Genomic DNA, 23,482 nt, shown 5'->3' with positions numbered 1-23,482 from the left:
GTCAGGTGATGACAGATGAAGACGTGTTGTCCGTCCTGGCCGTGCTGCGACGAGTGGACGCGGACGTCTGGATCGGTGGAGGATGGGGGATCGACGCGCTGGTCGGCGAACAGACGCGAGACCACCGCGACCTGGACCTCATGCACCGGCATGACCAGGAAGACGTCGTGGTGCAGGCCCTCCGTGCGGCCGGCTTCACGGAAACCCTCGACTGCAGGCCGATCCGATTCGTCATGGCGGCGCCGGACGGCCGAGAGATCGACCTCCACCCGCTCGTCTTCACCGACGACGGCTCAGCGGTCCAGGCGTCACCCGAACCCGGACAATTCTTCCCCTACCCGTCCTCATGCTTGGTGACGGGCATCATCCTAGGGACGCCTGTCCCGTGTTTGTCCGCCGAACAGCAGGTCTACTTCCACCAGGGCTACGAGCCCCAGGAACGCGATCGCCACGACATGGCCCAACTCCGCCGCACCTTCGGCATCGCGACGCACTTCTGATCAGCAGGGGAGGGCAGAGACCCCTCCCAGGGGGCACGGGACTTGGCGGCGGCGCTCAGACCGCCCCGGGTGTCACGAGCCCCGACTCGTACGCCACTATCACCAGCTGCGCCCGGTCACGTGCCCCCAACTTGCCCATGATCCGGCTGACATGGGTCTTCGCGGTGAGCGGGCTGAGCCCCAGCGCCTCGGCGATCTCTGTGTTGTTGAACCCGCGCGCGACCAGGGTGAGCACCTGCCGCTCCCGCTCGGACAGCCCGTCCGGGCCGCCCAGCGCTGACATCAACGTGTCGGGGGCGCGCAGGAATCGGGCGATGAGCCGCGAGGTGGGTCCTGGCGAGAGCAGGGAGTCCCCGGCGGCCACGGTCCGGATGGCGTCGAGGAGTTCGGCCGGCCGGATGTCCTTCACCAGGAAGCCGGACGCCCCGGCCCGCAGCGCGTCGACGATGTGCTCGTCGGTGTCGTAGGTCGTCAGGACGAGTACCTTCACGCCCGCCAAGTCCTCGTCGGCGGCGATGAGCCGGGTCGCCTCGATGCCGTCCAGGTCGGGCATGCGGACGTCCATCACGACGAGGTCGGCCCTCGCGGAACGGGCGAGGTCCACGGCCTGCCGCCCGGTGCCCGCCTCGGCGACCACCTCCATGTCCCCGGCGGACGCGACGAGCATCGCGAAGGAGGCCCGTACGAGGGTCTGGTCGTCGGCGAGCAGGACGCGGATCGGCGTCGGGGCCGTCACGAGGGCTCCTCCCGGGGCAGCGGCAGCTCGGCGGTCACTTCGAAGCCCACGGTGGGGCCCGGTCCGGCGTCCAGTGTGCCGCCCACGCTACGGGCCCGCTCACGCATCCCGAGGAGCCCGAACCCGGGCGTGCCGCCGACGGCTCCCTGTCCGTGCCCCACCCCGTTGCGCACCGCGCTGCTCACCCCGTGGCCCGTCCCCTGCCCCGCCCCGTCGTCGGCGACGGTCACCCGCAGGGTCCCTTCCGCCGCCCGCAGTCCCACCCGGACGGTCAGGTCGTCGCGGCCCCCGTGGCGTACGGCGTTGGTGAGCGCCTCCTGCACGATCCGGTAGGCGGCGGCGCCCACCGAGGGCGGTACGCCGTCCGCGTGGACGGAGAGTTCGACCGTGGCCCCGGCCACCCTGGCCGCCTCCGCGAGCGCGCCCAGCCCGTCGAGCCCGGGCAGCGGACCCCGCCCGTCCGGGGAGCCGAGCCCGGAACCCGAACTCGGTCCGGAGCCGGGTGCGGCCGCCCACTCCCGCTCCCCTCCGGCACTCACGCTCACCTCGTTCGCCCGCAGCACCTCCAGCGTCGTACGCAACTCGCCCCGGGTCGTCCGGCAGGTCTCCGCGATGTCGTCGAGCGCCTGGGCGACGGCCTTGCGGTCGAGCCGGTCCGGATCCGTGGTGAGGACGTGGGCCGCCACGGACGTCCGCACACCGATCAGGGTGATGCTGTGCGCGAGCAGGTCGTGCAGGTCGCGGGCGATCCGCAGCCGCTCCTCGACGACCCGGCGGCGCGCCTCCTCCTCGCGGGTCCGTTCGGCCCGCTCGGCCCGCTCGACGATGGAGGCGACGTACTGGCGGTAGAAACGGGCGTCGACGCCGAAGAACAGGACCGCGATGACCCAGCCGGAGATCCGCAGGAGCTCCAGTGCCCCGTCGGGGTTGGTGAAGCTGTTGATGATCAGCGTCGGGCCGAGGACGACGACCGCGGTGAGCAGCGAGCGGCGTACCGTGCCGGTCGCCGCGACCGTGTAGAGCGCCAGGAGGGTCGCGGGGATCGGTACGGCGTGGTTGTAGTCGAGGGCGTGGTACGGGGTGACGCAGGCCGCCACCGCGAACAGCACGAGCAGCGGACGGCTGCGCCGCCACACGAGCGGCACATGGGCGCCCGCCAGCAGGGCCCAGCCGCGCGGACCGAGCGGGAGTCCGTCGTCGACGAGCAACGCGAGGACGACGGCCAGCACGGCGACGCCCACGGTGAGGAACGCGTCGTTGCGGGTCCGGTGCGGCGCGGTGAGCGGATCCCGGTTGACGACCGCCATGACGCGCTCGACCCGACGGGGCCGTGCGTCACCCCGTACGACGGTGGTTCTCAAGTCCCCTGCGGCTGAGGTCGCTCCCCGATCTTGCACGGCTCCATCTTCCGTCATGGGGGCGCCCCTCCGGCAGGAGGCAGGAGGGGCGCCCGTCGGCTGTGGTGAGGTGAGCCCGGTAGGTCAGGGCGCGCCGACCTGTTCCGGCTGCCGAGGCGGCTCGGTCGGTTCGGACGGCCCGGCGCCGGGCGCGGGTTCGCGGGAGAGGCCGCCCGGCCACCACATCTTCCGGCGCAGGGCGACGCTGGCGCTGGTCACCAGGTACGTCCGTACGAGGAAGGTGTCGAGGAGTACGCCGACGGCGATCACGAAGCCGAGTTCGACGAGTTGCACGAGCCCCATGTTCATCAGCACGGCGAAAGTCGCGGCGAGGACCAGGCCGGCCGAGGCGATGACGGCGCCTGTGCTCCGCAGGGCGGTGAGCGCGGCGGCGGCCGGTTCCGCGCCGGCCAGGGACTCCTCCCGCATCCGGTGCATGAGAAAGATGCCGTAGTCGACGCCGAGGGCGACGAGGAACACGAAGGACAGCAGCCCGAGCCCCGGATCGGTTCCCTCGAGGCCGAGGACCGGCCCGAAGACCAGCCCGCCGATCCCGAGGGCCGCGCCCCAGACCGCGACCACGGCGGTCACCAGGACGATCGGCGCGACGAGACTGCGCAGCAGAACGAACAGAATGAGCAGCACCGAGACGAGGACCAGGGGTACGACGATCTTCGTGTCCCGGCTGTTGGCGTCCTCCAGGTCGATCTGCTCGGCGCTGTCCCCGCCGACGTACGAGCCCTTCAGTTCGCCGCGCAGGGACTTGATGGTGGCGGTCTCTCCCGGCGACTGGGGTGTGTCCTTCGCGATGACGGAGATCTCGGCCCAGCCGTCTGCGGTGCGGCCCTTCTCGGCGCTCTCGACTCCCCGGGTGTCCCGGATCGTCGCGAGGGTCCGGTCGACGCGGTCCGCCGGGGTGATCACGTCGATGGGCTGGGTGCCGCGCTCGGGGTAGGCCCGGGCGAGGGTCTCCATGGCGGTGACGGACTCCGGCTTGGTGACGAAGGAGTCCTCCTGCTTGACCGGTCCCGGCAGGTTGAGCGTGCCGAGGGCGAGTGCGCCGAGCAGGACGGCTCCGGTCGCGAGCACGGTCAGCGGCCTGCGTCCGGCGGAGTCGCCCATCGCGGCGAAGAGGCTCCGCCGCGGTGTGGGCTCGCTGCCGTAGGCCGGTACGAGCGGCCAGAAGACCCGCCGCCCGAGCAGTACGAGGACGGCGGGGAGCAGGGTCAGCATCGCGATCAGCGCGCACAGCACACCGACCGTGCCGAGCGGGCCCATGCCGCGGCTGCTGTTGAGATCGGCGGCGAGCAGGCACAGCAGGCCAGCGGCGACGGTGCCGGAGGAGGCGAGCACGGCGGGCCCGCAGCCGCGCAGGGCGGCGGCCATGGCCTCGTACGGGTGCTCGATGCGCCGCAGTTCCTCCCGGTAGCGGGAGACGAGGAGCAGGGCGTAGTCGGTGCCCGCGCCGAACACGAGGATCGTCATCACGCCGGAGCTCTGGCCCGTGACGGTGGTACCGAAGGCCTGGTTGAGCCCGTACGCGACCCCCATGGACAGGTAGTCGGCGATGCCGGCGACGACCAGCGGCACGAGCCACAGCACCGGGCTGCGGTAGATCAGGATCAGCAGGAGGGCGACGACGGCGACGGTGGTGTAGAGCAGTGGCCCGCCGAGTGAGTCGTAGACCTTCCCGGCGTCGGTGCCGAGCGCTGCGGTGCCGCCCACCTCGACGCTCAGCCCGTCCTGGCCGCGGGCGACGCCCCGGACGTCCTCGACGAGCGCGTCCCGCAGCTTCTCGTCGTGCCCGGGCTCGTTGCTGACGACGGGGTACATGAGGGTCGTCCCGTCGTCGGACGGAACCCCCTGGGGCGCCCCGCCGACCAGCTCGTGCGCTTCGGCGATCTCCTCGATCTGCCCGGCCGCCACCCGCCGGTCGTCGGCGCTCAGCCCGCCGCCCCGGTGATACACGATCACCATCTCGGTGCTCTCGCCCCCGGGCAGCGCGTCCTGTATCCGGGCCACTTGCGTCGAGTCGGCGCTGGAGGGCAGGTAGTCGGTGGCCCGGTCGTGCTGCACGTCGGCGAGCTTCGCCGCGAACGGGCCGACCAGCACCAGCGCGGCCACCCATAGCCCGAGCAGCGCCCAGGGCACGGCCCGCCTGCGTCCCACGCCCTTCGTGGGTGTCTTCCCGACCGTCATGAGCAGATCTCCCTCGCTACGACGACTACCGTTTCAGCTGTCAGCCTTCCGGCACGGGCAGGGGTTTGCGTCGGACGGCAGGGGGAGCCTGCGGGTACTGCCTGGGGTGGCGGGGGGTGCGGATTACTCCCCCGGGAGTAAGGGGAGCCGCGGGTACGTGTTCGCCTGCGGGTGGGTGGGGGCTGGTCGCGCAAATTCCCTGCGCCCCTGAAAGACGCGGCTGCGCCAGTTCTTCGCCTGCAGGGTCTGAGGGCCTTGAGGGGCTTTCAGGGGCGCGCGCGGGGAACGGCGCGATCGTGCTCCCCGATCAGGCCGACCCTGCCGGGTCGATCATGTGACTGCTCCGCGGGACGCCCCCGGAGACGAACGCCCGCCATTCCGTGTCGGTCATCTTCGGGGCCATGCCCCCATCCTCCTTGCCCGCCGCCCGGTCGTGGGGAAGGCTGGCTGGCACGTCCCGCCCGAGCGCCACGGGACACACCGCGCGGGGAACGCACACGGGGAACGGCACTGGGGGAGAACGCACCATGGCTCACAAGCAGGGACTCGGCTGGCTCCTGGACGACCTGACCGAGCGCGTCGACCACGTACGGCACGCCCTGGTGCTGTCCAACGACGGCCTGGTCGCCGGCGCCAGCACGGGACTGCGCCGTGAGGACGCCGAGCACCTCGCCGCCGTCTCCTCGGGCCTGCACAGCCTCGCGAAGGGCTCCGGGCGCCACTTCGGGGCGGGCCAGGTGCGCCAGACGCTGGTCGAGTTCGACGACGCGGTGCTGTTCGTCACCGCCGCGGGCACCGGGAGCTGTCTGTGCGTCCTCAGCGGCGCCGAGGCCGACTTCGGGCAGATCGCCTACGAGATGACCCTGCTCGTCAACCGGGTCGGCGAGCACCTCACCGTCGACGCCCGACGCCCGGAGCAGTCCCCGGAGACAGAAGCCTGACCTGCGGTTTCCTCGGGGCCCGCGGAGTTGTCCACAGGCTCCTTCGAGGTCGCGCGGATCGGTCTACGGTTTTTCCCGAGGCCGCCGCGGACAGCGCGGGGCCCGCCACTCCACGGGGGAGACCACCATGTCCGCGCACACCGTCACCGCATCCCCGGCCGAGACCTGCGCGCCCGGCCGGGCCGCCCGCGAACTCGGCCTCAAGCGCGGCGAGCTGGACCTCGCCGCCCGCCTCGGCCGGATCAGGACCGTGCCCGACGAGGGCGGCGGGGGCCGCCGCGTCCCCCGGGCCGAGCTGGACCGGCTGCGCGCCGAGCCGGGCTTCCCCGAGGCGCTGCGGGAGAGCGTCCGGACCGTCGGGACCCGGGAGGCCGCCGAGCTGATGGAGGTGGCACCCACCCGGTTCACCCGCTTCGCGCGGGCTGGCCTGGTGGTGCCGGTGGCCTTCTACCTCAACCGCTACCGCGCCGTCGTCTGGCGCTACCTCGCCGACGAACTGCGTGACTTCGCCGCCGCCCCGGAACACGCGCGCCTGCTGCACGGCCCCGCGCCCGAGACGCTGCGCGGCCACCTGGCGGCGGGCCTGGACCTGCGGGCCCGCAACTGGCGCGGACGACACCTCGGCTTCCTGCTGCGGCAGGCCGAGGACCCGTGGCAGCGCGCCGGGGCCCTGGCCGCCCTGCTGGACCCGGCGCACATCGCGGAGGGCGTCACCGACCCCTACGAGCGCGCCCACCTCGACCGGTTCCGGCCACCACCACCCGGTCACGGGGCGCCGGGCTCGCCGGCCGCCCTGCTCGCCGAGCGGATCGCCACGGCGGACGACCCGGACGAGATCGCCTGGCTGCGGTCCGACCTGGCGCAGGCCCTGGCGGAAGCCCGCGAGGAGCGGCCCGCACCCCGCCCCGCACCCCGCCCCGCGACGGCCGCCCCGGCGTCCGCCTCCCCGACCGGGCCGCCCGGCCAGCGGCCCCCCGAGCGCGCCCGGCTGCGGCTGCCGGGCTGGCTGCGGCGCGGCGGAGCGTGACCTACAGGGCCCGGAAGAGGCCCTCCTGGACGACCGACACCAGCAGGCGCCCCTCGACGTCGTAGATCCGGCCGCGGGCCAGTCCCCGCCCGCCGGTCGCGATCGGGGACTCCTGGTCGTACAGGAACCACTCGTCCGCGCGGAACGGCCGGTGGAACCACATCGCGTGGTCCAGCGACGCCATGTCGAAGTTCCGCGGCCCCCACAGGGGTTCGACGGGCAGGCGGACGGCGTCCAGGAGCGTCATGTCGCTGGCGTAGGTGAGCGCGCAGGTGTGCACCAGCGGGTCGTCGCCGAGCGGGCCGACCGCCCGCATCCACACCGCGCTGCGCGGCTCGGCGCCCTCGACCTCCTCCAGGCTCCAGCGCAGCCGGTCGGCGTAGCGGATGTCGAAGGGCTGCCGGCGCGCCATCCGCTCGAACTGCTCGGGCAGCGCGCCCAGGTGCTCCCGGACCTCGTCCGCCACGGTCGGCAGCGATTCGGGGTCCGGGACCTTGCGGGCGGGCGGCAACTGGTGCTCGAAGGGCCCGTCCTCGGGCCGGTGGAAGGAGGCGGTGAGATTGAAAATGGTGCGCCCCTGCTGCACCGCGGTGACCCGGCGCGTCGTGAACGACCGGCCGTCGCGCACCCGCTCGACCTGGTACACGATCGGCACACCCGGCCGGCCCGGCCGCAGGAAGTACGCGTGCAGCGAGTGCACGGGCCGGTCGCCCTCGGTGGTGCGGCCCGCCGCGACCAGCGCCTGGCCCGCCACCTGGCCGCCGAAGACCCGCTGCAACGACTCGTGGGGGCTGCGGCCGCGGAAGATGTTGACCTCGATCTGCTCCAGGTCGAGCAGGTCGACCAGCCGTTCGGCCGGATTCGTCATGGGTGTGCTTCTCCTGTGGTCGCGACGGGGTGGGATCCGCTGTGCCGCCCGCCCCGGGGGCCGGTGGCGCGGGGTGCGCTCACAACTGCCCGACGTCGGTGACCCGCACCACGGCGCGGCCTTCGGCGTCGGAGGCGTCGAGGTCGACCTCGGCGCTGATGCCCCAGTCGTGGTCGCCGTTCGGGTCGTCGAAGATCTGGCGGACCCGCCACAGGCGGCGCTGCGGCTCCTCCTCGATGACGAGCAGCTTCGGACCGCGGGCGTTCGGGCCGGTGCCCAGGTCGTCGTACTCGTCCCAGTACGCGTCCATCGCCTCGCCCCAGGCGTCCGCGTCCCAGCCGGACTCGGCGTCCATCCCGCCCAGCTCGTCCACCTGGTCGAGGGCGGCGAGCTCCACCCGGCGGAACATCGCGTTGCGCACCAGCACCCGGAAGGCCCGCGCGTTGGTGGTGACCGGCTTGACCTCGTCGGCCTTCTCCTGGGCCTCCTCGGCGGTCATCACCTCCGGATTGGCCAGCTGCTCCCACTCGTCCAGCAGGCTGGAGTCGACCTGGCGGACCATCTCGCCCAGCCACTCGATCAGGTCCTGCAGGTCCTCCGACTTCAGGTCGTCGGGGATGGTGTGGTCCAGGGCCTTGAAGGCGCTGGCGAGATAGCGCAGCACGATGCCCTCGGTGCGCGCCAGCTCGTAGTGCGACACCAACTCGGTGAACGTCAGCGCCCGTTCGTACATGTCACGGATGACGGACTTCGGCGACAGCGGATGGTCGCCGACCCAGGGGTGGCTCTTGCGGTACGTGTTGTACGCGTGGAAGAGCAGCTCCTCCAGGGGCTTGGGGTAGGTGACGTCCTGGAGGCGCTCCATGCGCTCCTCGTACTCGACGCCGTCCGCCTTCATCGCGGCCACCGCCTCGCCGCGCGCCTTGTTCTGCTGGGCGGCGAGGATCTGCCGCGGGTCGTCGAGGGTCGACTCCACGACCGACACCATGTCCAGTGCGTACGACGGCGACTCCGGGTCCAGCAGTTCGAACGCGGCCAGCGCGAAGGTGGACAGCGGCTGGTTCAGCGCGAAGTCCTGCTGCAGGTCGACCGTGAGACGGACGATGCGCCCCTCGGCGTCGGGCTGGTCGAGCTTCTCCACGATGCCGCCGTCCAGCAGCGAGCGGTAGATCGCGATGGCCCGGCGGATGTGGCGGAGCTGCTGCTTGCGCGGCTCGTGGTTGTCCTCCAGCAGGTGGCGCATCGCCTGGAAGGCGTTGCCCGGCCGGGCGATCACCGAGAGCAGCATGGTGTGCGTGACCCGGAAACGCGACGTCAGCGGCTCCGGCTCCGACTCGATCAGCTTCTCGAAGGTGTTCTCCGTCCAGCCCACGAAGCCTTCCGGGGCCTTCTTGCGGACCACCTTGCGGCGCTTCTTCGGGTCGTCGCCGGCCTTGGCGAGCGCCTTCTCGTTCTCGATGACGTGTTCCGGTGCCTGCGCGACGACGTAGCCCGCCGTGTCGAACCCGGCCCGCCCGGCGCGCCCCGCGATCTGGTGGAACTCCCGCGCGCGCAGGGTGCGCACCCGGTTGCCGTCGTACTTGGTGAGCGCCGTGAACAGCACGGTGCGGATGGGCACGTTGACGCCGACGCCGAGCGTGTCCGTCCCGCAGATCACCTTCAGCAGACCGGCCTGCGCGAGCTTCTCCACCAGCCGCCGGTACTTGGGCAGCATGCCGGCGTGGTGCACGCCGATGCCGTGCCGGACGTAGCGGGAGAGGTTGCGGCCGAAGGAGGTGGTGAAGCGGAAGTTGCCGATCAGCTCGGCGATCTTCTCCTTCTCCTCCCGCGAACACATGTTGATGCTCATCAGCGCCTGCGCCCGCTCGACGGCCTGCGCCTGGGTGAAGTGCACGATGTACACCGGGGCCTGCTTGGTCTCCAGCAGGTCGGTGAGGGTCTCGGTGAGCGGCGTGTACCGGTAGGCGTAGGACAGCGGGACGGGACGGGTCGCCGAGCGGACCACCGACGTAGGGCGGCCGGTGCGGCGGGTGAGGTCCTTCTCGAAGAAGGACACGTCACCGAGCGTGGCCGACATCAGGACGAACTGCGCCTGCGGCAGTTCCAGCAGCGGGATCTGCCAGGCCCAGCCGCGGTCCGGCTCGGCGTAGAAGTGGAACTCGTCCATGACGACCTGGCCGACGTCCGCCCGCCTGCCGTCGCGCAGCGCGATCGACGCCAGCACCTCGGCGGTGCAGCAGATGACCGGGGCGTCGGCGTTGACGGACGCGTCACCGGTCAGCATGCCCACGTTCTCGGTGCCGAACAGCTTGCACAGCTCGAAGAACTTCTCCGACACCAGCGCCTTGATCGGCGCCGTGTAGAAGGTCACCTCGTCGCGGGCCAGCGCCGCGAAGTGCGCCCCCGCCGCGATCATGCTCTTGCCGGACCCGGTGGGCGTCGAGACGATCACGTTCGCCCCCGAGACCACCTCGATCAGCGCCTCCTCCTGGTGGGAGTAGAGGGTCAGACCGCGCTCCTGCGCCCACGACTCGAAGGCTTCGTACAGGGCGTCGGGGTCGGCGGTCGGCGGGAGCTGATCGATGAGGGTCACGTCCCCATCTTGCCTGCCCCGGCCCCCGAGGGGGGAATCGGCTGCCGGACCGAAGATCGCGACGGTTACGCTGTGGCGCCGACGGAGCGTCATCGCACCCGGTCAACTGGACAGCGGCACACGAGGAATGGGGCGGACGAGGGCCATGATGGGACCAGCACACTCACTGTCGGGCGCCGCCGCCTGGCTCGGCGTCGGGGCGGCCGTCGCCGCGGCCGGACACCCGATGCCCTGGCCCGTCCTGCTGACCGGCGCGCTGATCAGTGCCGGTGCCGCGCTGGCTCCCGACCTCGACCACAAGGCCGCCACCATCTCCCGCGCCTTCGGCCCGCTCTCGCGGTGGCTGTGCGAGATCGTCGACAAGCTGTCCTACGCCGTCTACAAGGCCACCCGCAAGCAGGGCGACGCACGCCGCTCCGGCGGCCACCGCACCCTGACGCACACCTGGCTGTGGGCGGTCCTGATCGGCGCGGGCGCCGCGGAGCTGGCCGTGGCCGGGGGCCGCTGGGCGGTGCTGGCGATCCTGTTCGCGCACATGGTGCTGGCCATCGAGGGCCTGCTGTGGCGCGCCGCCCGGGGCTCCAGCAGCGACGTGCTGGTGTGGCTGCTGGCGGCGACCAGCGCGTGGATCATCGCCGGGACCCTCGACAAGCCGGGCAACGGCTCGGCCTGGCTGTTCACCGAGCCCGGGCAGGAGTACCTGTGGCTCGGGCTGCCCATCGTGCTGGGCGCCCTGGTGCACGACATCGGGGACGCGCTGACCGTCTCGGGCTGCCCGATCCTGTGGCCCATCCCGATCGGACGCAAGCGCTGGTACCCACTGGGCCCGCCGAAGGTGATGCGGTTCCGGGCGGGCAGCTGGATCGAGCTGAAGGTGCTGATGCCGGTGTTCATGCTGCTCGGGGGGCTGGGCGGCGCGGCCGCGCTCGGCTTCATCTGAGGACGTCCGGCGGCCCCGGCCGCGTCGCCCACGGCCACCGCGTCGTCCCCCGCGCCACCGGACCGGGCCCCCGCGTGCGCTCAGCCCTGCGCCGAGCCCTCCCCGTAGCGGCGCTCGAAGCGGGCGATGCGGCCCTCGGTGTCCACGGTGCGCGCCTTGCCGGTGTAGAAGGGGTGGCTCTCGGAGGAGATCTCCACGTCCACCACCGGGTACGTCTCGCCGTCGTCCCATTCGATGGTCTGGTCGCTGGTGGCCGTGGACCGGGTCAGGAAGGCGTAGCCGGCGGCGCGGTCGCGGAAGACGACCGGGTGGTAGTCGGGGTGCTTGTCCTGCTGCATACGTGCTCCTCGTGCCGGGTCGGTGCGTACGGCGGGCGCGGCGGGGGCCGCGTCGCCCCGGGAGGCGGCGGGTCAGCCGGGCAGGGCGTCCCCGTCGACGATGTGCATCGCGGCCTCCTCGGCGGAGGCGGCCGCCCCGTCGATGCCGACGTCGGTGGCGACCAGCGCGCTCTCCTCGTCCTCGTGGACCCCTTCGTCCGGAGCCACGAGCCGTCCGGAGCGGACCGCGCCGACCTCCTCGTCGAGGAGTTCCCCGTCGGTGTCCTCCGAGTCACCGAGACCGTCACCGTCCGGGACGGCGAGGTCCGGCAGCTCCTCGGCCAGCCGCTGCTCCAGCGTCTCACCGTGCAGCCGCTCGGCCGCCGTGACGCCGTCGTGCTCCACGGCCCAGGGCTTCTCCGGAGGGGACCAGCCGCGGTCCAGGGGGTTGTCGACGTCGTCGTCCTCGAGGGTGTCCTCCTCGTCGAGCAGCCCCGAGTCGTCCTGGATGTCGGACGCGTCGGGCTGGTAGACGTCGTCTCCCCATCCGTCGGCGCTGTTCACGGGTACCTCCAGAGGGTGGGGACGGGCCCGTACGCACCACGGTCGGCGGGGGTCCGCCGCCGGGCCGGGCACCGACCGCGCACGGAAGGCGCCGGACACGGCCCGGTCGCTCCCCGCACGGGTGCCGCTTACCAGCGTTCCATCCCGCTCGGCGACCGCGCAACGGCAGCGCCTCCGCGGGGGCCCGGCCTGCGGGGGAGCGACCCGGCAGGGCCACCGCGGGCGGAGCCCCGGGGACGCCGCCCGCCGGAGCCACCACCCAGGTGGACCGCCTCACCGCTCACCCGTCGACCGGGCCCCGCCTCACCCGTGCCACGACCTCCACAGCGCCGCGTACGCCCCGTCGGCCGCGACCAGCTCCGCGTGGCTGCCCAGCTCGCTGATGCGGCCGTTCTCGACGACGGCGATGACGTCGGCGTCGTGGGCGGTGTGCAGGCGGTGGGCGATCGCGACCACGGTACGGCCGTCGAGGACCCGGGACAGGGAGCGTTCCAGGTGCCGGGCGGCGCGCGGGTCGAGCAGCGAGGTCGCCTCGTCCAGGACCAGCGTGTGCGGGTCGGCCAGGACCAGCCGGGCGAGCGCGATCTGCTGGGCCTGCGCCGGGGTGAGCGCGGTCCCGCCCGAGCCGACCTCGGTGTCCAGGCCGTCGTCCAGCGCCCGCGCCCAGCCGTCGGCGTCGACCGCGCCGAGCGCCGCCCACAGCTCCGTGTCCCCGGCGCCGGTGCGGGCCAGCCGCAGGTTGTCGCGCAGGGAGCCGACGAAGACGTGGTGTTCCTGGTTGACCAGGGCCACGTGCGAGCGGACCCGTTCGGCGGTCATCCGGGACAGTTCGGCGCCGCCGAGGGTGACGCTGCCGTCCCGGGGCGCGTAGATGCCGGCGAGCAGCCGGCCCAGGGTGGACTTGCCGGCGCCCGAGGGGCCGACCAGGGCCAGCCGGGTGCCGGGCGCGACGGCGAGGGACACCCGGCGCAGCACGTCGACGCCCTCGCGGTAGCCGAAGCGGACGTCGTCGGCGCGCACGTCCCGGCCCTCGGGGGCGAGCGAGGCGCGCCCGGCGCCGGGTTCGATCTCCCGGACGCCGACCAGCCGGGCCAGCGACACCTGGGCGACCTGCAGCTCGTCGTACCAGCGCAGGATCAGGTTGACCGGGTCGACGAGCATCTGTGCGACGAGCGCCCCCGTGGTGAGCTGGCCCACGCCGATCCAGCCCTTCAGGACGAACACCCCGCCGAGCATCAGCACCGAGCCGAGCACGGTGACGTGCACCAGGCTGATGACCGGGATCAGCACCGAGCGCAGCCAGAGCGTGTAGCGCTCCCACGCCGTCCACTGCCGGACCCGCAGCTCCGACAGTTCGACGCGCCTGTCGCCGAGGCGGTGGGCCTCGACGGTGCGCCCGGCGTCCACGGTCTCGGCGAGCGCGGCGGCCACGGCCGCGTACCCGGCGGCCTCCGAGCGGTAGGCGGACGGGGCGCGCCGGAAGTACCAGCGGCAGACGATCACCAGCAGCGGCACGGCGAGCAGCACGGCCGGCGCCAGCGGCGGCGCCACGACGACCAGGCCGACCAGCAGCAGCAGCGCCCACATCACGCCGATGGTGAGCTGGGGGACGGCCTCGCGCATCGCGTTGGCGAGCCGGTCGATGTCGGTGGTGATCCGGGACAGCAGGTCGCCCGTCCCGGCCCGTTCCAGCACCCCCGGGGGCAGCCGCACCGACCGCACCAGGAAGTCCTCGCGCAGGTCGGCCAGCATCCGTTCGCCGAGCACGGCCCCGCGCAGCCTCATCTGCCGCACGAAGACCGCCTGGACGACCAGCGCGGCCACGAAGAACGTCACGGTCCACCCGAGACGCAGTTCCCGGGCCCCGTCCGCCATCCGTTCCACGAGGTCGCCCAGCAGCCACGGGCCCACCATCGAGGCGACGGTGGCGACCGTGTTGGCCGCGACGAGCAGCAGGAAGGCACGCCGGTGCCGGCGCAGCAGTTCGCCCACGTAGGCGCGCACGGTGGCGGGGGCTCCGACGGGCAGCGTGTGGGCCGTCGTCGGGGCCGCCGGGTCGTAGGCCGGGGGCGCGACGCCGATCATGCGGTCTCCTCGATCTCTTGCAGCTCGTCCAGCTCCTCGAGTCCGGCGAAGTCGTCCGCGCTCTCCTCGTCCGGCTCGCGGGTGACGACGGCCCGGTACCGGGGCTCCTCGTGCAGCAGGTCGCGGTGCGTGCCGACCGCCGCCACCTCGCCGTCGTGGACGAGGACGACCCGGTCGGCCCGGTCCAGCAGCAGCGGCGAGGACGTGAACACCACGGTCGTGCGTCCGGAGCGCAGGCCGCGCAGGCCCTCGGCGATGCGGGCCTCGGTGTGGGAGTCGACGGCCGACGTCGGCTCGTCCAGCACCAGCACCTCCGGATCGGTGAGCAACGACCGCGCCAGGGCGAGCCGCTGGCGCTGGCCGCCGGACAGGGAGCGCCCGCGTTCGGTGATCCGCGCGTCCATCGGGTCGTCGGTGTCCAGCGAGCCCTGCACGAGTGCGTCCAGGACGTCGGCGCACTGCGCCGCCGCCAGCGCGGCCGCGGCACCCACCCGGCCCGACGCGGGCACGTCGAGCAGGTCGCGCAGCGCGCCGGACAGCAACACCGGGTCCTTGTCCTGGACGAGGACGGCGGCCCGCGCGGTGTCCAGGGGCAGTTCGTCGAGCGGCACGCCGCCCAGCAGGACGGAGGGCCCCTCCGCGAAGGCGTGTCCGCCGAGGCGCTCCGCCAGGCGTCCGGCCGCGTCCGGGTCGCCGCAGACCACCGCGGTGAGCAGGCCGGCGGGCGCGAGGAGTCCGGTCGCCGGGTCGTACAGGTCGCCCGAGGGCGCGTCGGCGGGGCGCGATCCGCCCGCGTCCGTGGTCCGCTCCAGCGACAGCACGCGCGCGGCGCGCTTGGCGGACGGGCGCGAGAAGGAGTACGCCATGGCGATCTCCTCGAAGTGCCGCAGCGGGTACGCCAGCACCGTCACCGAGCTGTAGACGGTGACGAGTTCACCGACCGTGATGCGGCCCTCGCGGGCCAGGTGGACGCCGTACCAGACGACCGTGATGAGCAGCAGCCCCGGCAGCAGCACCTGGATCGCGCTGATCAGCGACCACATCCGGGCGCTGCGCACGGCGGCGTGGCGGACCTCCTGGGAGGCCCGGCGGTAGCGGTCGAGGAACAGGTCCTCGCCGCCGATGCCACGCAGCACCCGCAGTCCGGCGACGGTGTCCGAGGCCAGTTCGGTGGCGCGGCCGGCCTTCTCGCGCTGGACGTCGGCCCGCCGCGTGGCGGGCGGCAGCAGCGGCAGCGCCGCGAACGCCACCACGGGCAGCCCCACGGCGACGACCACGCCGAGCGTCGGCTGGTAGACGACCAGCCCGACGCAGACCAGCAGGACGGTGAGCGCGGCCGCGGAGAAGCGGGACACGGCCTCGACGAACCAGCCGATCTTCTCGACGTCACCGGTGGAGACCGCCACGACCTCACCGGCCGCGACCCGCCTGGTCAGCGCGGAGCCGAGCCGGGCGGCCTTGCGGGCGAGCAACTGCTGCACGCGTGCGGCGGCGGTGATCCAGTTGGTGACGGCGGCGCGGTGCAGGAAGGTGTCCCCGACCGCGGTGGCCGCACCGCACAGGGCCATCAGGCCCCCGGCGAGGGCGAGCCGGGCGCCGGAGCGGTCGACGACGGCCTGGACGGCGTACCCGACGCAGAACGGCTGCGCCGAGACGGCGACGAAGTGCAGCAACCCCCAGGCGAGGGACTTCAGTTGCCCGCCCAACTGGTTGCGGCCCAGCCACCACAGGAAGCGGGGTCCTGAGCGCGCGTCCGGCACACCGGGGTCGGGATAGGGAAGGTCTTGGATCTGCATGACATCCCAGTGGCTCGTGTGAGGAGTGGGGTGGAGAGGCGGCAAGGGAAGCGCACAGGCCGCGGGGCGCGGCTGCAAACCGTGACAGGTTCGCGCTGCGGGAGGGTGGAATTCAACCCGTTTTCCACGGCACCACCGCGTTTCGGCTACGGCCCGTCATGGCCCGCTCGGGTGGCACGCGTGGCATGGCCCGTCATGGTCCGGCCGGGGGCACCCGTGGCATGGCTCGGCTTCCCCGCCGACTCCCGGGCGCAGGCATCCGCCGGCACGCTCACGCCCTCAACACCCGGGCAGCGGCGCCCCGTCGATCAGCGTGTCCAGCAACGCGCCGAGCGCCTCGCGCTGTTCGTCCGTCAGCGGGGCCAGGATCTCCCGTGCGGCGGCCCGCCGGGCGTCGTGCAGTGCGTGCAGGGTCGCCCGGCCGGTGTCCGTGAGCTCGATGCGGATGACCCGGCGGTTGGCCGGATCCGGGACCCGCCGCACCGCGCCGCTCGCCTCCAGGCCGTCGACCAGCGTGGTCACGGCGCGGGGCACGACCTCCAGCCGTTCGGCGAGGTCCGCCATGCGGGGCGGTCCGCCGAAGTGGGCGAGGGTGCGCAGCAGGCGGGACTGGGCCGGGGTGATGCCCAGGTCGGCCTGGTGGAGGTGGCGTTTCTGGATCCGGTGCACCCGGTGGGTCAACCGCAGCAACTGGTCGGCCAGCGCTCCGTCGCGATCGGGGGTGGTCATGCGGGGAACAATATCAGGACCTAGTTCATTGTGAGTATAGGTAACAATGAGCTACGCTCCCTCCCGTCGTCGCCGACCGCGCCCGCGGCCCGGCGCCCGTCCACCTCCGTAGGAGCCCATGCACCCCGATCACGAACCCTCCTGGAGCCCGCCCGCCGACACCGGGGAACAGCCCCGGCAGGTGCGGCGCATCCTGAAGCTGTTCCGCCCCTACCGCGGGCGGCTCACCGTCGTCGGCCTGCTGGTCGGCGCCTCCTCGCTCGTCTCGGTCGCCACGCCGTTCCTCCTCAAGGAGATCCTGGACGTCGCGATCCCGCAGGGCCGCACCGGCCTGCTGAGCCTGCTCGCCCTCGGCATGATCCTCAGCGCCGTCCTCACCAGCGTCTTCGGCGTCCTGCAGACGCTGATCTCCACCACGGTCGGCCAGCGCGTCATGCACGACCTGCGCACCGCCGTCTACGGCCGGCTGCAGCGTATGTCGCTCGCCTTCTTCACGCGCACGCGCACCGGCGAGGTGCAGTCCCGCATCGCCAACGACATCGGCGGCATGCAGGCGACCGTCACCTCGACGGCCACCTCGCTGGTCTCCAACTTCACCAGCGTGGTCGCCACGGTCGTCGCGATGATCGCCCTCGACTGGCGCCTGACCGTGGTCTCCCTGCTGCTGCTCCCGGCGTTCGTGTGGATCAGCCGCCGCGTCGGCAACGAACGCAAGAGGATCACCACCCAGCGCCAGAAGCAGATGGCCGCGATGGCCGCCACGGTCACCGAGTCGCTGTCCGTCAGCGGCATCCTCCTCGGCCGCACGATGGGCCGCGCCGACTCCCTCACCGCGTCCTTCGCCGAGGAGTCCGAACGCCTGGTCGACCTGGAGGTGCGCTCCAGCATGGCGGGCCGCTGGCGCATGGCCGTGATCACGATCGTCATGGCCGCGATGCCGGCCGTCATCTACTGGACCGCCGGCATGGCCCTGCAGTTCGGCGGGCCGGACGTCTCCCTCGGCACGATCGTCGCCTTCGTCTCGCTTCAGCAGGGCCTGTTCCGCCCCGCCGTCAGCCTGCTGTCGACCGGCGTGCAGATCCAGAGCTCGCTCGCGCTGTTCCAGCGCATCTTCGAGTACCTCGACCTGCCCATCGACATCACCGAGCGGCCGGACCCGGTCCACCTCGACCGGATCAAGGGCGAGGTCCGCTTCGAGAAGGTGTCCTTCCGTTACGACGACGAGGGCGCGCCCGTCCTGGACGGCATCGACCTCACCGTGCCGGCCGGCGGCAGCCTCGCGGTGGTCGGCCCGACCGGCGCGGGCAAGTCCACCCTGGGCTACCTGGTGCCCCGGCTCTACGACGTCACCGGCGGCCGGGTCACCCTCGACGGCGTCGACGTGCGCGACCTCGACTTCGACACCCTCGCGCGCGCGGTCGGCGTCGTCTCGCAGGAGACGTACCTCTTCCACGCCTCGGTCGCCGACAACCTGCGCTTCGCCAAGCCCGACGCCACGGACGAGGAGCTGTACGCGGCCGCCCGGGCCGCCCAGATCCACGACCACATCGCCTCGCTGCCCGACGGCTACGACACGGTGGTCGGCGAGCGCGGGCACCGCTTCTCCGGCGGCGAGAAGCAGCGCCTGGCCATCGCGCGCACCATCCTGCGCGACCCGCCGGTGCTGATCCTCGACGAGGCGACCAGCGCCCTGGACACCCGCACCGAGCACGCCGTGCAGCAGGCCATCGACGCCCTGTCCGCCGACCGCACGACGGTGACCATCGCCCACCGGCTCTCCACCGTCCGGGACGCCGACCAGATCGTGGTCCTGGAGGCCGGGCACGTGGCCGAACGGGGCGCGCACGAGGACCTGCTGGCGCGCGACGGACGGTACGCCGCGCTGGTCCGCAAGGACTCCCGCCCGGCCCCGGCCTCCGGCGACCCGGTCCCCCTGGAACCGACAAGATGAAGATATGCCGGGTTTGTCCAGGCGTGCGGGTTACCGTGCCCGCATGCAGAAGAACACTCCGTCACGGAACACGATCCGGCTGACACGTCGGGGGCGGCTCGCCCTCATCGCGGCCGGAGCCGTCGTGGCCGGCACCGCCGTGGCGGTGCCGCTGCTGACCTTGGAGGGCGGCACCCACCGGGCGACCGCGCCCGCGACCCTCGTCATCCCGGAGGGCTGGCGCGCCGCCCAGGTCTACGACGCCGTCGACCGGGCCCTCCACCTGGCCCCCGGCACCACCCGCCGCAGCCTTCCGCAGGCCGGCCTGAAGCTGCCGGAGGACGCCGGCGGCAACCCCGAGGGCTACCTGTTCCCCGCCACGTATCCGCTGGACGGGAGGACGACGCCCCGGTCGCTGCTGTCCGCGATGGTGGACACGGCGAACCGGCGTTTCGGCGGGGCGCCCGTGGCGGCCGGCGCCCGGCGGACCGCGCTGAACGTCTACCAGGCGGTCACCGTCGCGAGCATCGTCCAGGCCGAGGCCGGCAGCAAGGACGAGATGGGCAAGGTGGCGCGGGTGGTGTTCAACCGCCTGGCGAAGGGCATGCCGCTGCAGATGGACTCCACGCTCAACTACGCCCTCAACCGTTCCACGCTGCGCACCAGCGAGAAGGACACCCGTCTCGACAGCCCCTACAACTCCTACCGCCGCATGGGCCTGCCGCCGACGCCCATCGACAACCCGGGGGAGGAGGCGATGCGGGCCGCCCTGGACCCGCCCGCGGGCGACTGGCTCTACTTCGTCACCGTCAAGCCCGGCGACACCCGCTTCACCGCGGACCTGGCGGAACACGAGCGCAACGTCGCCGAGTTCAACCGCAACCAGCGGTCCGGCGGGCCCGCGGCCAAGTGATCCGGACGCCGTCAGGCCGCGTTCTCGACCGGGGCGCCGCCGGTCAGGGCGCCGTCGGCCGGGGTGCCGCCGACCGGGGCGCCGGCCGGCCGGGCGCCGTCGGTCGGGGCGCCGGCCCGGGCGCCCTCGGCCAGCAGCCGTCTGATGTCCCGTACCGCCGCGCGGCCGGCCCGGTTGGCGCCGATGGTGCTCGCCGACGGGCCGTAGCCCACCAGGTGGACCCGCGGATCGGCGACCACCCGCGTCCCCTCGACGCGGATGCCCCCGCCCGGCTCGCGCAGCCGCAGCGGCGCCAGGTGGTCGACGGCGGCGCGGAAGCCGGTCGCCCACAGGATGACGTCGGCGTCCACGCGCCGGCCGTCGTTCCACTCCACGCCGTCCGGGGTGATGCGGTCGAACACCGGCAGCCGGTCCAGCAGCCCGCTCTCCAGCCCCTGCCGCACGGCGTCGTTGAGCGGCAGCCCCGTCACCGAGACCACGCTGCGCGGCGGCAGCCCCCGACGGACCCGCTCCTCGACCAGCGCGACGGCCGAACGGCCCGCGTCCTCGTCGAAGGGGCCCTCGCGGAAGACGGGCGGGCGGCGCGTCACCCAGGTGGTGGCGGCCGCGTAGGGGGCGATCTCCAGCAGGTGCTGCGTGCCGGACGCCCCGCCGCCCACGACGACGACCCGCAGACCGGCGAACGCCTGCGGCCCCGGGTACTGCGCGGTGTGCAGCTGCCGCCCCCGGAAGGTCTCCTGCCCGGGGTAGCGCGGCCAGAACGGCCGGTCCCAGGTGCCGGTGGCATTGATCAGGGCCCGCGGGGACCAGGTGCCGGCCGAGGTCTCCACGCGCAGCCGCCCGCCGGTGCCCTCCCGCACCGCGCGCACGTCCACGGGACGCCGTACCCGCAGGTCGAAGGCGCGCTCGTAGGCGTCGAAGTACGCGCTCACGACCTCGGCGGACGGCCGGGCGGGGTCGGCGCCCGTCAGCTCCATGCCGGGCAGCGCGTGCATCCCGTGCACCTTGCCGTACGTCAGCGACGGCCAGCGGAACTGCCAGGCGCCGCCCGGGCCGGGGGAGTGGTCCAGCACCACGAAGTCCTCGTCCGGTGTGAAGCCGGTGCGGCGCAGGTGGTAGGCGCTGGACAGGCCCGCCTGACCGGCGCCCACGACGACGACCTCGACCTCGACCTCGCGCGTGTTGTTCACGTTTCTACGAACAGCGCCGCGCGCGGGGATCTTCCCCCTCCGCCGCGGCACCCGGCGCATGGGTCAGGATGGATGCATGTCCGATGCCTTCACCACGCACGTCCTGACCGTCCCGTCCGGCTCCCGCGAGGCCGTCGTCGACCTCACGCACGACTGCGAGTCCTTCCTGCGCGAGGCGGCGGCCGGCCGTGACGGACTGCTGAACGTGTTCGTCCCGCACGCCACGGCCGGCGTGGCCGTCCTCGAGACGGGCGCCGGCAGCGACGACGACCTGCTCACGGCCCTGCACACCCTCCTGCCGGCCGACGACCGCTGGCAGCACCGCCACGGCAGCCCCGGCCACGGCCGTGACCACGTGCTGCCGGCGTTCGTCGCGCCGCACGCGACCCTCCCGGTGGTGGGCGGCCGGCTGCAACTCGGCACCTGGCAGTCCGTGTGCCTGGTGGACACCAACCGCGACAACCCCGAGCGCAAGGTCCGGCTCAGCTTCCTCGCCGGCTCCTGAGCCCTGCGCCGGCTGAGCGCGGGGGCCTGCCTCAGGAGGCTTCCTCGCCGACCTCCGCACGCCGGTCGTACGCGGCGCGGGCCGTCGCGATCTCCTCCTGGTGCTGCGCGGTCCAGGTCACCAGCGCCTGGATCGTGTCGTGCAAGGTGACGCCCAGCGGCGTCAACCCGTAGTCCACCCGCGGCGGCACCACCGGATGGACCGTACGGTGCACCAGTCCGTCCCGCTCGAGCTGACGCAGGGTCACCGTGAGCATCCGCTGGCTGATGCCCTCGATGCTGTGGCGCAGTTGGGTGAAGCGCAGACTGCGGTTCTCCAGCAGCGCAATCACCAGCAGCGACCACTTGTCGGCGACGCGGTCCAGGATCTGGCGGACCTCGCAGCCCTCGCGGACGTCCCACTGGAGGATGTTGTAGTCCTCGGTACCCGAGCAGTGCCTCGGTGACTTTAAAGTGCCTTCTTCCATGCCGCCCAAGCGTGCCCGATGATTTCGGCAGTCACAAGAGGGGACCGGCAGGATCTCGCGTAAAAGGGGTTCGCGCCCGGCGAAATTGAGTTTTCTCGGGAATTCACCTGTCGACGTTCGGATCCCCAGCGTTTTCCAGGTCCATCTCTCAAGTCCATTCCTCGGTCACGCTCAAGGAGACCTTCAGTGTCCACAGTGGAATCCCCCTCGGGCGGCGACACCGATCGCATGAGCGGGCGCGCTTGGGGCGTGCTGTTCGTGCTGTGCGGCGCGATCTTCCTGGAGGGCATCGACGTGGCCATGCTCAACGTGGCCCTCCCGTCGATCCGCGACGACCTCGGGATGTCCACCGGCACGCTGCAGTGGGTCATGAGCGCCTACGTCCTCGGCTACGGCGGGTTCATGCTGCTCGGCGGCAGGGCCGCGGACCTCTTCGGCCGGCGCCGGATGTTCGTGTTCTGGCTGGTCGTCTTCCTCCTCTTCTCCGGTCTGGGCGGACTGGCGACCGAGGGCTGGATGCTGCTCGTCGCCCGGTTCGTCACCGGTGTCGCCGCGGCCTTCATGGCCCCGGCCGGTCTGTCGATCATCACCACCGGCTTCGCGGAGGGCGCCCAGCGCAACAAGGCCCTGCTGGTGTACTCCGGCACCGCCGCCGGCGGCTTCTCCATCGGCCTGGTCGTCGGCGGACTGCTCACCGCGATCAGCTGGCGGTGGGTGTTCTTCGCCCCGGTGATCCTCTCGGCGGTCATCCTGCTCGCCGCGGTCGCCCTCATCCCCAAGTCCGAGCGCCCCGACCGGCAGGGCCGGCCCGTCGACCTGACCGGCGCGGTCACCGTGACCGGCGCGATCCTGCTGCTCGTGTTCGCCGTCGAGCGCGCCACGCACGTCGACGCCGTCCGGACGATCGGCACGGTCGCCGCCAGCCTCCTGCTGTTCCTGGCCTTCAGCGTCGTCGAACGCCGCTCGGCGGCACCCCTGGTGCGCCTCGGCCTGTTCCGGCACGGCGGGCTCGTCCGCGCCAACCTCGCCGCGCTGCTCTTCTCCGGCGGCTTCTTCGGCTTCCAGTTCATCGTCACGCTCTACCTGCAGGAGCTGCGCGGCTGGTCGACCCTGCAGACCAGCTTCGCGATGATCGTCATCGGCATCGACACGGTGCTCTCGCCCACGCTCACCCCCAAGCTGGTGGAGAAGTTCGGCAACGCCCGCGTCATGTGCGGCGGACTGGTGCTGGCCTCCCTGGCCTACGCCCTGATGCTGCCGCTCCAGGTCGACTGGACCTACGCGCTGATGTTCCCGAGCCTGCTCGTGCTGGGCCTGGCCTTCTCCCTCGCCTACGGCCCGCTCACCATCGCCGGCACCGAGGGCATCGAGGAGGAGGAGCAGGGCGTGGCCGGCGGTCTGCTGTACACCAGCTTCCAGTTCGGCGCCGCGCTCGGCCTGTCCGCGGCCGCCGCCGTCGACATCGCGGCCACCGACGGCTCCTCGCCCGCCGAACTCCTCGACGGCTACAAGGCGGCCCTGTTCGTGCCGCTGATCGCCGCGCTCGGCGCGACCCTGATCAGCACCTTCGGCCTGCGCAAGCCCGCGGACGACGTGACCGGCGCGCCCGCGCCCGCGCCCGCCTCCGCCGAGGTCTAGCCACCCCCGCACAGCCCAGCACGACACCGCCCTGGCCGGCACCCAAGCCGGGTCAGGGCGGTGCCTTTTCCTTGGGCCTGACGGAGGTGTCCGGGAATCCCGCCGGCTCCATTATCTGTGCACCGTTCCATCGATTTCGTAGGGCCGA

Annotated in this window: 20 protein-coding genes; 8 read left to right on the top strand and 12 right to left on the bottom strand. The window is 72.8% G+C overall.

Features of this window, described 5'->3' with window-relative positions; genetic code table 11:
- The first annotated feature begins 8 nt into the window (after nt 1-8).
- Entirely contained in the window at nt 9-500 is a 492-nt protein-coding gene (locus E4U92_RS10080; RefSeq protein ID WP_174863795.1) for a nucleotidyltransferase domain-containing protein, read from the top strand.
- Between the two features lie 55 nt (nt 501-555).
- Here E4U92_RS10080 and E4U92_RS10075 read toward each other — a convergent pair whose 3' ends face one another.
- From E4U92_RS10075 to E4U92_RS10065, 3 genes are all read right to left on the bottom strand, one after another.
- Nucleotides 556-1,236, bottom strand: coding sequence for a response regulator (locus E4U92_RS10075; protein WP_137299961.1), 681 nt, complete (start codon nt 1,234-1,236; stop codon nt 556-558).
- Nucleotides 1,233-2,543, bottom strand: a complete 1,311-nt coding sequence (locus E4U92_RS10070; RefSeq protein ID WP_137299960.1) for a sensor histidine kinase — start codon at nt 2,541-2,543, stop codon at nt 1,233-1,235. The genes E4U92_RS10075 and E4U92_RS10070 overlap by 4 nt, the downstream gene beginning before the upstream one ends.
- Before the next feature lie 174 nt (nt 2,544-2,717).
- Nucleotides 2,718-4,832, bottom strand: a complete 2,115-nt coding sequence (locus tag E4U92_RS10065; RefSeq protein ID WP_137299959.1) for an MMPL family transporter — start codon at nt 4,830-4,832, stop codon at nt 2,718-2,720.
- 527 nt (nt 4,833-5,359) lie between these two features.
- Between E4U92_RS10065 and E4U92_RS10060 the strand changes: the two genes are divergently transcribed.
- Together E4U92_RS10060 and E4U92_RS10055 are read left to right on the top strand one after the other, a co-directional pair.
- The gene (locus E4U92_RS10060) at nt 5,360-5,773 is read left to right on the top strand and encodes a roadblock/LC7 domain-containing protein (RefSeq protein WP_137299958.1); all 414 of its coding nucleotides are present in this window, start codon (nt 5,360-5,362) and stop codon (nt 5,771-5,773) included.
- A gap of 127 nt (nt 5,774-5,900) precedes the next feature.
- Nucleotides 5,901-6,800 carry a DUF6397 family protein gene (locus E4U92_RS10055; protein WP_137299957.1) on the top strand — a complete coding sequence of 300 codons (900 nt, stop codon included), beginning with the start codon at nt 5,901-5,903 and terminating at the stop codon, nt 6,798-6,800.
- 1 nt (nt 6,801) lies between these two features.
- Here E4U92_RS10055 and E4U92_RS10050 read toward each other — a convergent pair whose 3' ends face one another.
- Nucleotides 6,802-7,668, bottom strand: coding sequence for an acyl-CoA thioesterase (locus E4U92_RS10050; RefSeq protein WP_137299956.1), 867 nt, complete (start codon nt 7,666-7,668; stop codon nt 6,802-6,804).
- Nucleotides 7,669-7,747: 79 nt separating this feature from the next.
- On the bottom strand, nt 7,748-10,261 hold the full coding sequence (locus E4U92_RS10045) for a DEAD/DEAH box helicase (protein WP_168373824.1): 2,514 nt from the start codon (nt 10,259-10,261) through the stop codon (nt 7,748-7,750).
- 145 nt (nt 10,262-10,406) lie between these two features.
- Here E4U92_RS10045 and E4U92_RS10040 point away from each other — a divergent pair, with 145 nt between their 5' ends.
- Nucleotides 10,407-11,201 (top strand): metal-dependent hydrolase, encoded by a 795-nt coding sequence (locus E4U92_RS10040; protein ID WP_137299954.1) that lies wholly within the window; start codon nt 10,407-10,409, stop codon nt 11,199-11,201.
- An 80-nt stretch (nt 11,202-11,281) separates the two neighbouring features.
- On the opposite strand, the gene E4U92_RS10035 is transcribed toward E4U92_RS10040, so the two are convergent.
- The 5 genes from E4U92_RS10035 to E4U92_RS10015 all read right to left on the bottom strand — a co-directional run bounded on the left by E4U92_RS10035 (nt 11,282) and on the right by E4U92_RS10015 (nt 16,692).
- Nucleotides 11,282-11,539 carry a type B 50S ribosomal protein L31 gene (locus E4U92_RS10035; RefSeq protein ID WP_137299953.1) on the bottom strand — a complete coding sequence of 86 codons (258 nt, stop codon included), beginning with the start codon at nt 11,537-11,539 and terminating at the stop codon, nt 11,282-11,284.
- A gap of 72 nt (nt 11,540-11,611) precedes the next feature.
- Nucleotides 11,612-12,082 carry a DUF5709 domain-containing protein gene (locus tag E4U92_RS10030; RefSeq protein ID WP_137299952.1) on the bottom strand — a complete coding sequence of 157 codons (471 nt, stop codon included), beginning with the start codon at nt 12,080-12,082 and terminating at the stop codon, nt 11,612-11,614.
- Nucleotides 12,083-12,385: 303 nt separating this feature from the next.
- On the bottom strand, nt 12,386-14,167 hold the full coding sequence (locus E4U92_RS10025; protein ID WP_137299951.1) for an ABC transporter ATP-binding protein: 1,782 nt from the start codon (nt 14,165-14,167) through the stop codon (nt 12,386-12,388).
- Nucleotides 14,164-15,963 carry an ABC transporter transmembrane domain-containing protein gene (locus E4U92_RS10020; RefSeq protein WP_137299950.1) on the bottom strand — a complete coding sequence of 600 codons (1,800 nt, stop codon included), beginning with the start codon at nt 15,961-15,963 and terminating at the stop codon, nt 14,164-14,166. The genes E4U92_RS10025 and E4U92_RS10020 overlap by 4 nt, the downstream gene beginning before the upstream one ends.
- Nucleotides 15,964-16,242: 279 nt before the next feature.
- Nucleotides 16,243-16,692, bottom strand: a complete 450-nt coding sequence (locus E4U92_RS10015) for a MarR family winged helix-turn-helix transcriptional regulator (RefSeq protein ID WP_137299949.1) — start codon at nt 16,690-16,692, stop codon at nt 16,243-16,245.
- A gap of 118 nt (nt 16,693-16,810) precedes the next feature.
- On the opposite strand from E4U92_RS10015, the gene E4U92_RS10010 reads away from it, so the two are divergent.
- Complete coding sequence (locus tag E4U92_RS10010; protein ID WP_137299948.1) at nt 16,811-18,643, top strand: ABC transporter ATP-binding protein; 1,833 nt, start codon at nt 16,811-16,813, stop codon at nt 18,641-18,643.
- Nucleotides 18,644-18,686: 43 nt separating this feature from the next.
- Entirely contained in the window at nt 18,687-19,535 is an 849-nt protein-coding gene (gene mltG / locus E4U92_RS10005) for an endolytic transglycosylase MltG (RefSeq protein ID WP_137299947.1), read from the top strand.
- Between the two features lie 11 nt (nt 19,536-19,546).
- On the opposite strand, the gene E4U92_RS10000 is transcribed toward mltG, so the two are convergent.
- Nucleotides 19,547-20,725: an NAD(P)-binding domain-containing protein gene (locus tag E4U92_RS10000; protein ID WP_137299946.1), complete on the bottom strand. Its 1,179-nt coding sequence runs from the start codon at nt 20,723-20,725 to the stop codon at nt 19,547-19,549.
- Between the two features lie 76 nt (nt 20,726-20,801).
- Here E4U92_RS10000 and E4U92_RS09995 point away from each other — a divergent pair, with 76 nt between their 5' ends.
- Entirely contained in the window at nt 20,802-21,230 is a 429-nt protein-coding gene (locus E4U92_RS09995) for a YjbQ family protein (RefSeq protein WP_137299945.1), read from the top strand.
- A gap of 31 nt (nt 21,231-21,261) precedes the next feature.
- Here E4U92_RS09995 and E4U92_RS09990 read toward each other — a convergent pair whose 3' ends face one another.
- On the bottom strand, nt 21,262-21,696 hold the full coding sequence (locus tag E4U92_RS09990) for a winged helix-turn-helix transcriptional regulator (RefSeq protein WP_137299944.1): 435 nt from the start codon (nt 21,694-21,696) through the stop codon (nt 21,262-21,264).
- Between the two features lie 228 nt (nt 21,697-21,924).
- On the opposite strand from E4U92_RS09990, the gene E4U92_RS09985 reads away from it, so the two are divergent.
- Complete coding sequence (locus E4U92_RS09985; protein WP_137300147.1) at nt 21,925-23,334, top strand: MFS transporter; 1,410 nt, start codon at nt 21,925-21,927, stop codon at nt 23,332-23,334.
- Nucleotides 23,335-23,482: the final 148 nt, after the last annotated feature.

The sequence above is a fragment of the Streptomyces galbus genome (assembly GCF_005280195.1).
GTDB classification, from domain to species: Bacteria; Actinomycetota; Actinomycetes; order Streptomycetales; family Streptomycetaceae; genus Streptomyces; species Streptomyces galbus.
This window is presented reverse-complemented; position numbering and strand designations above follow the sequence as displayed.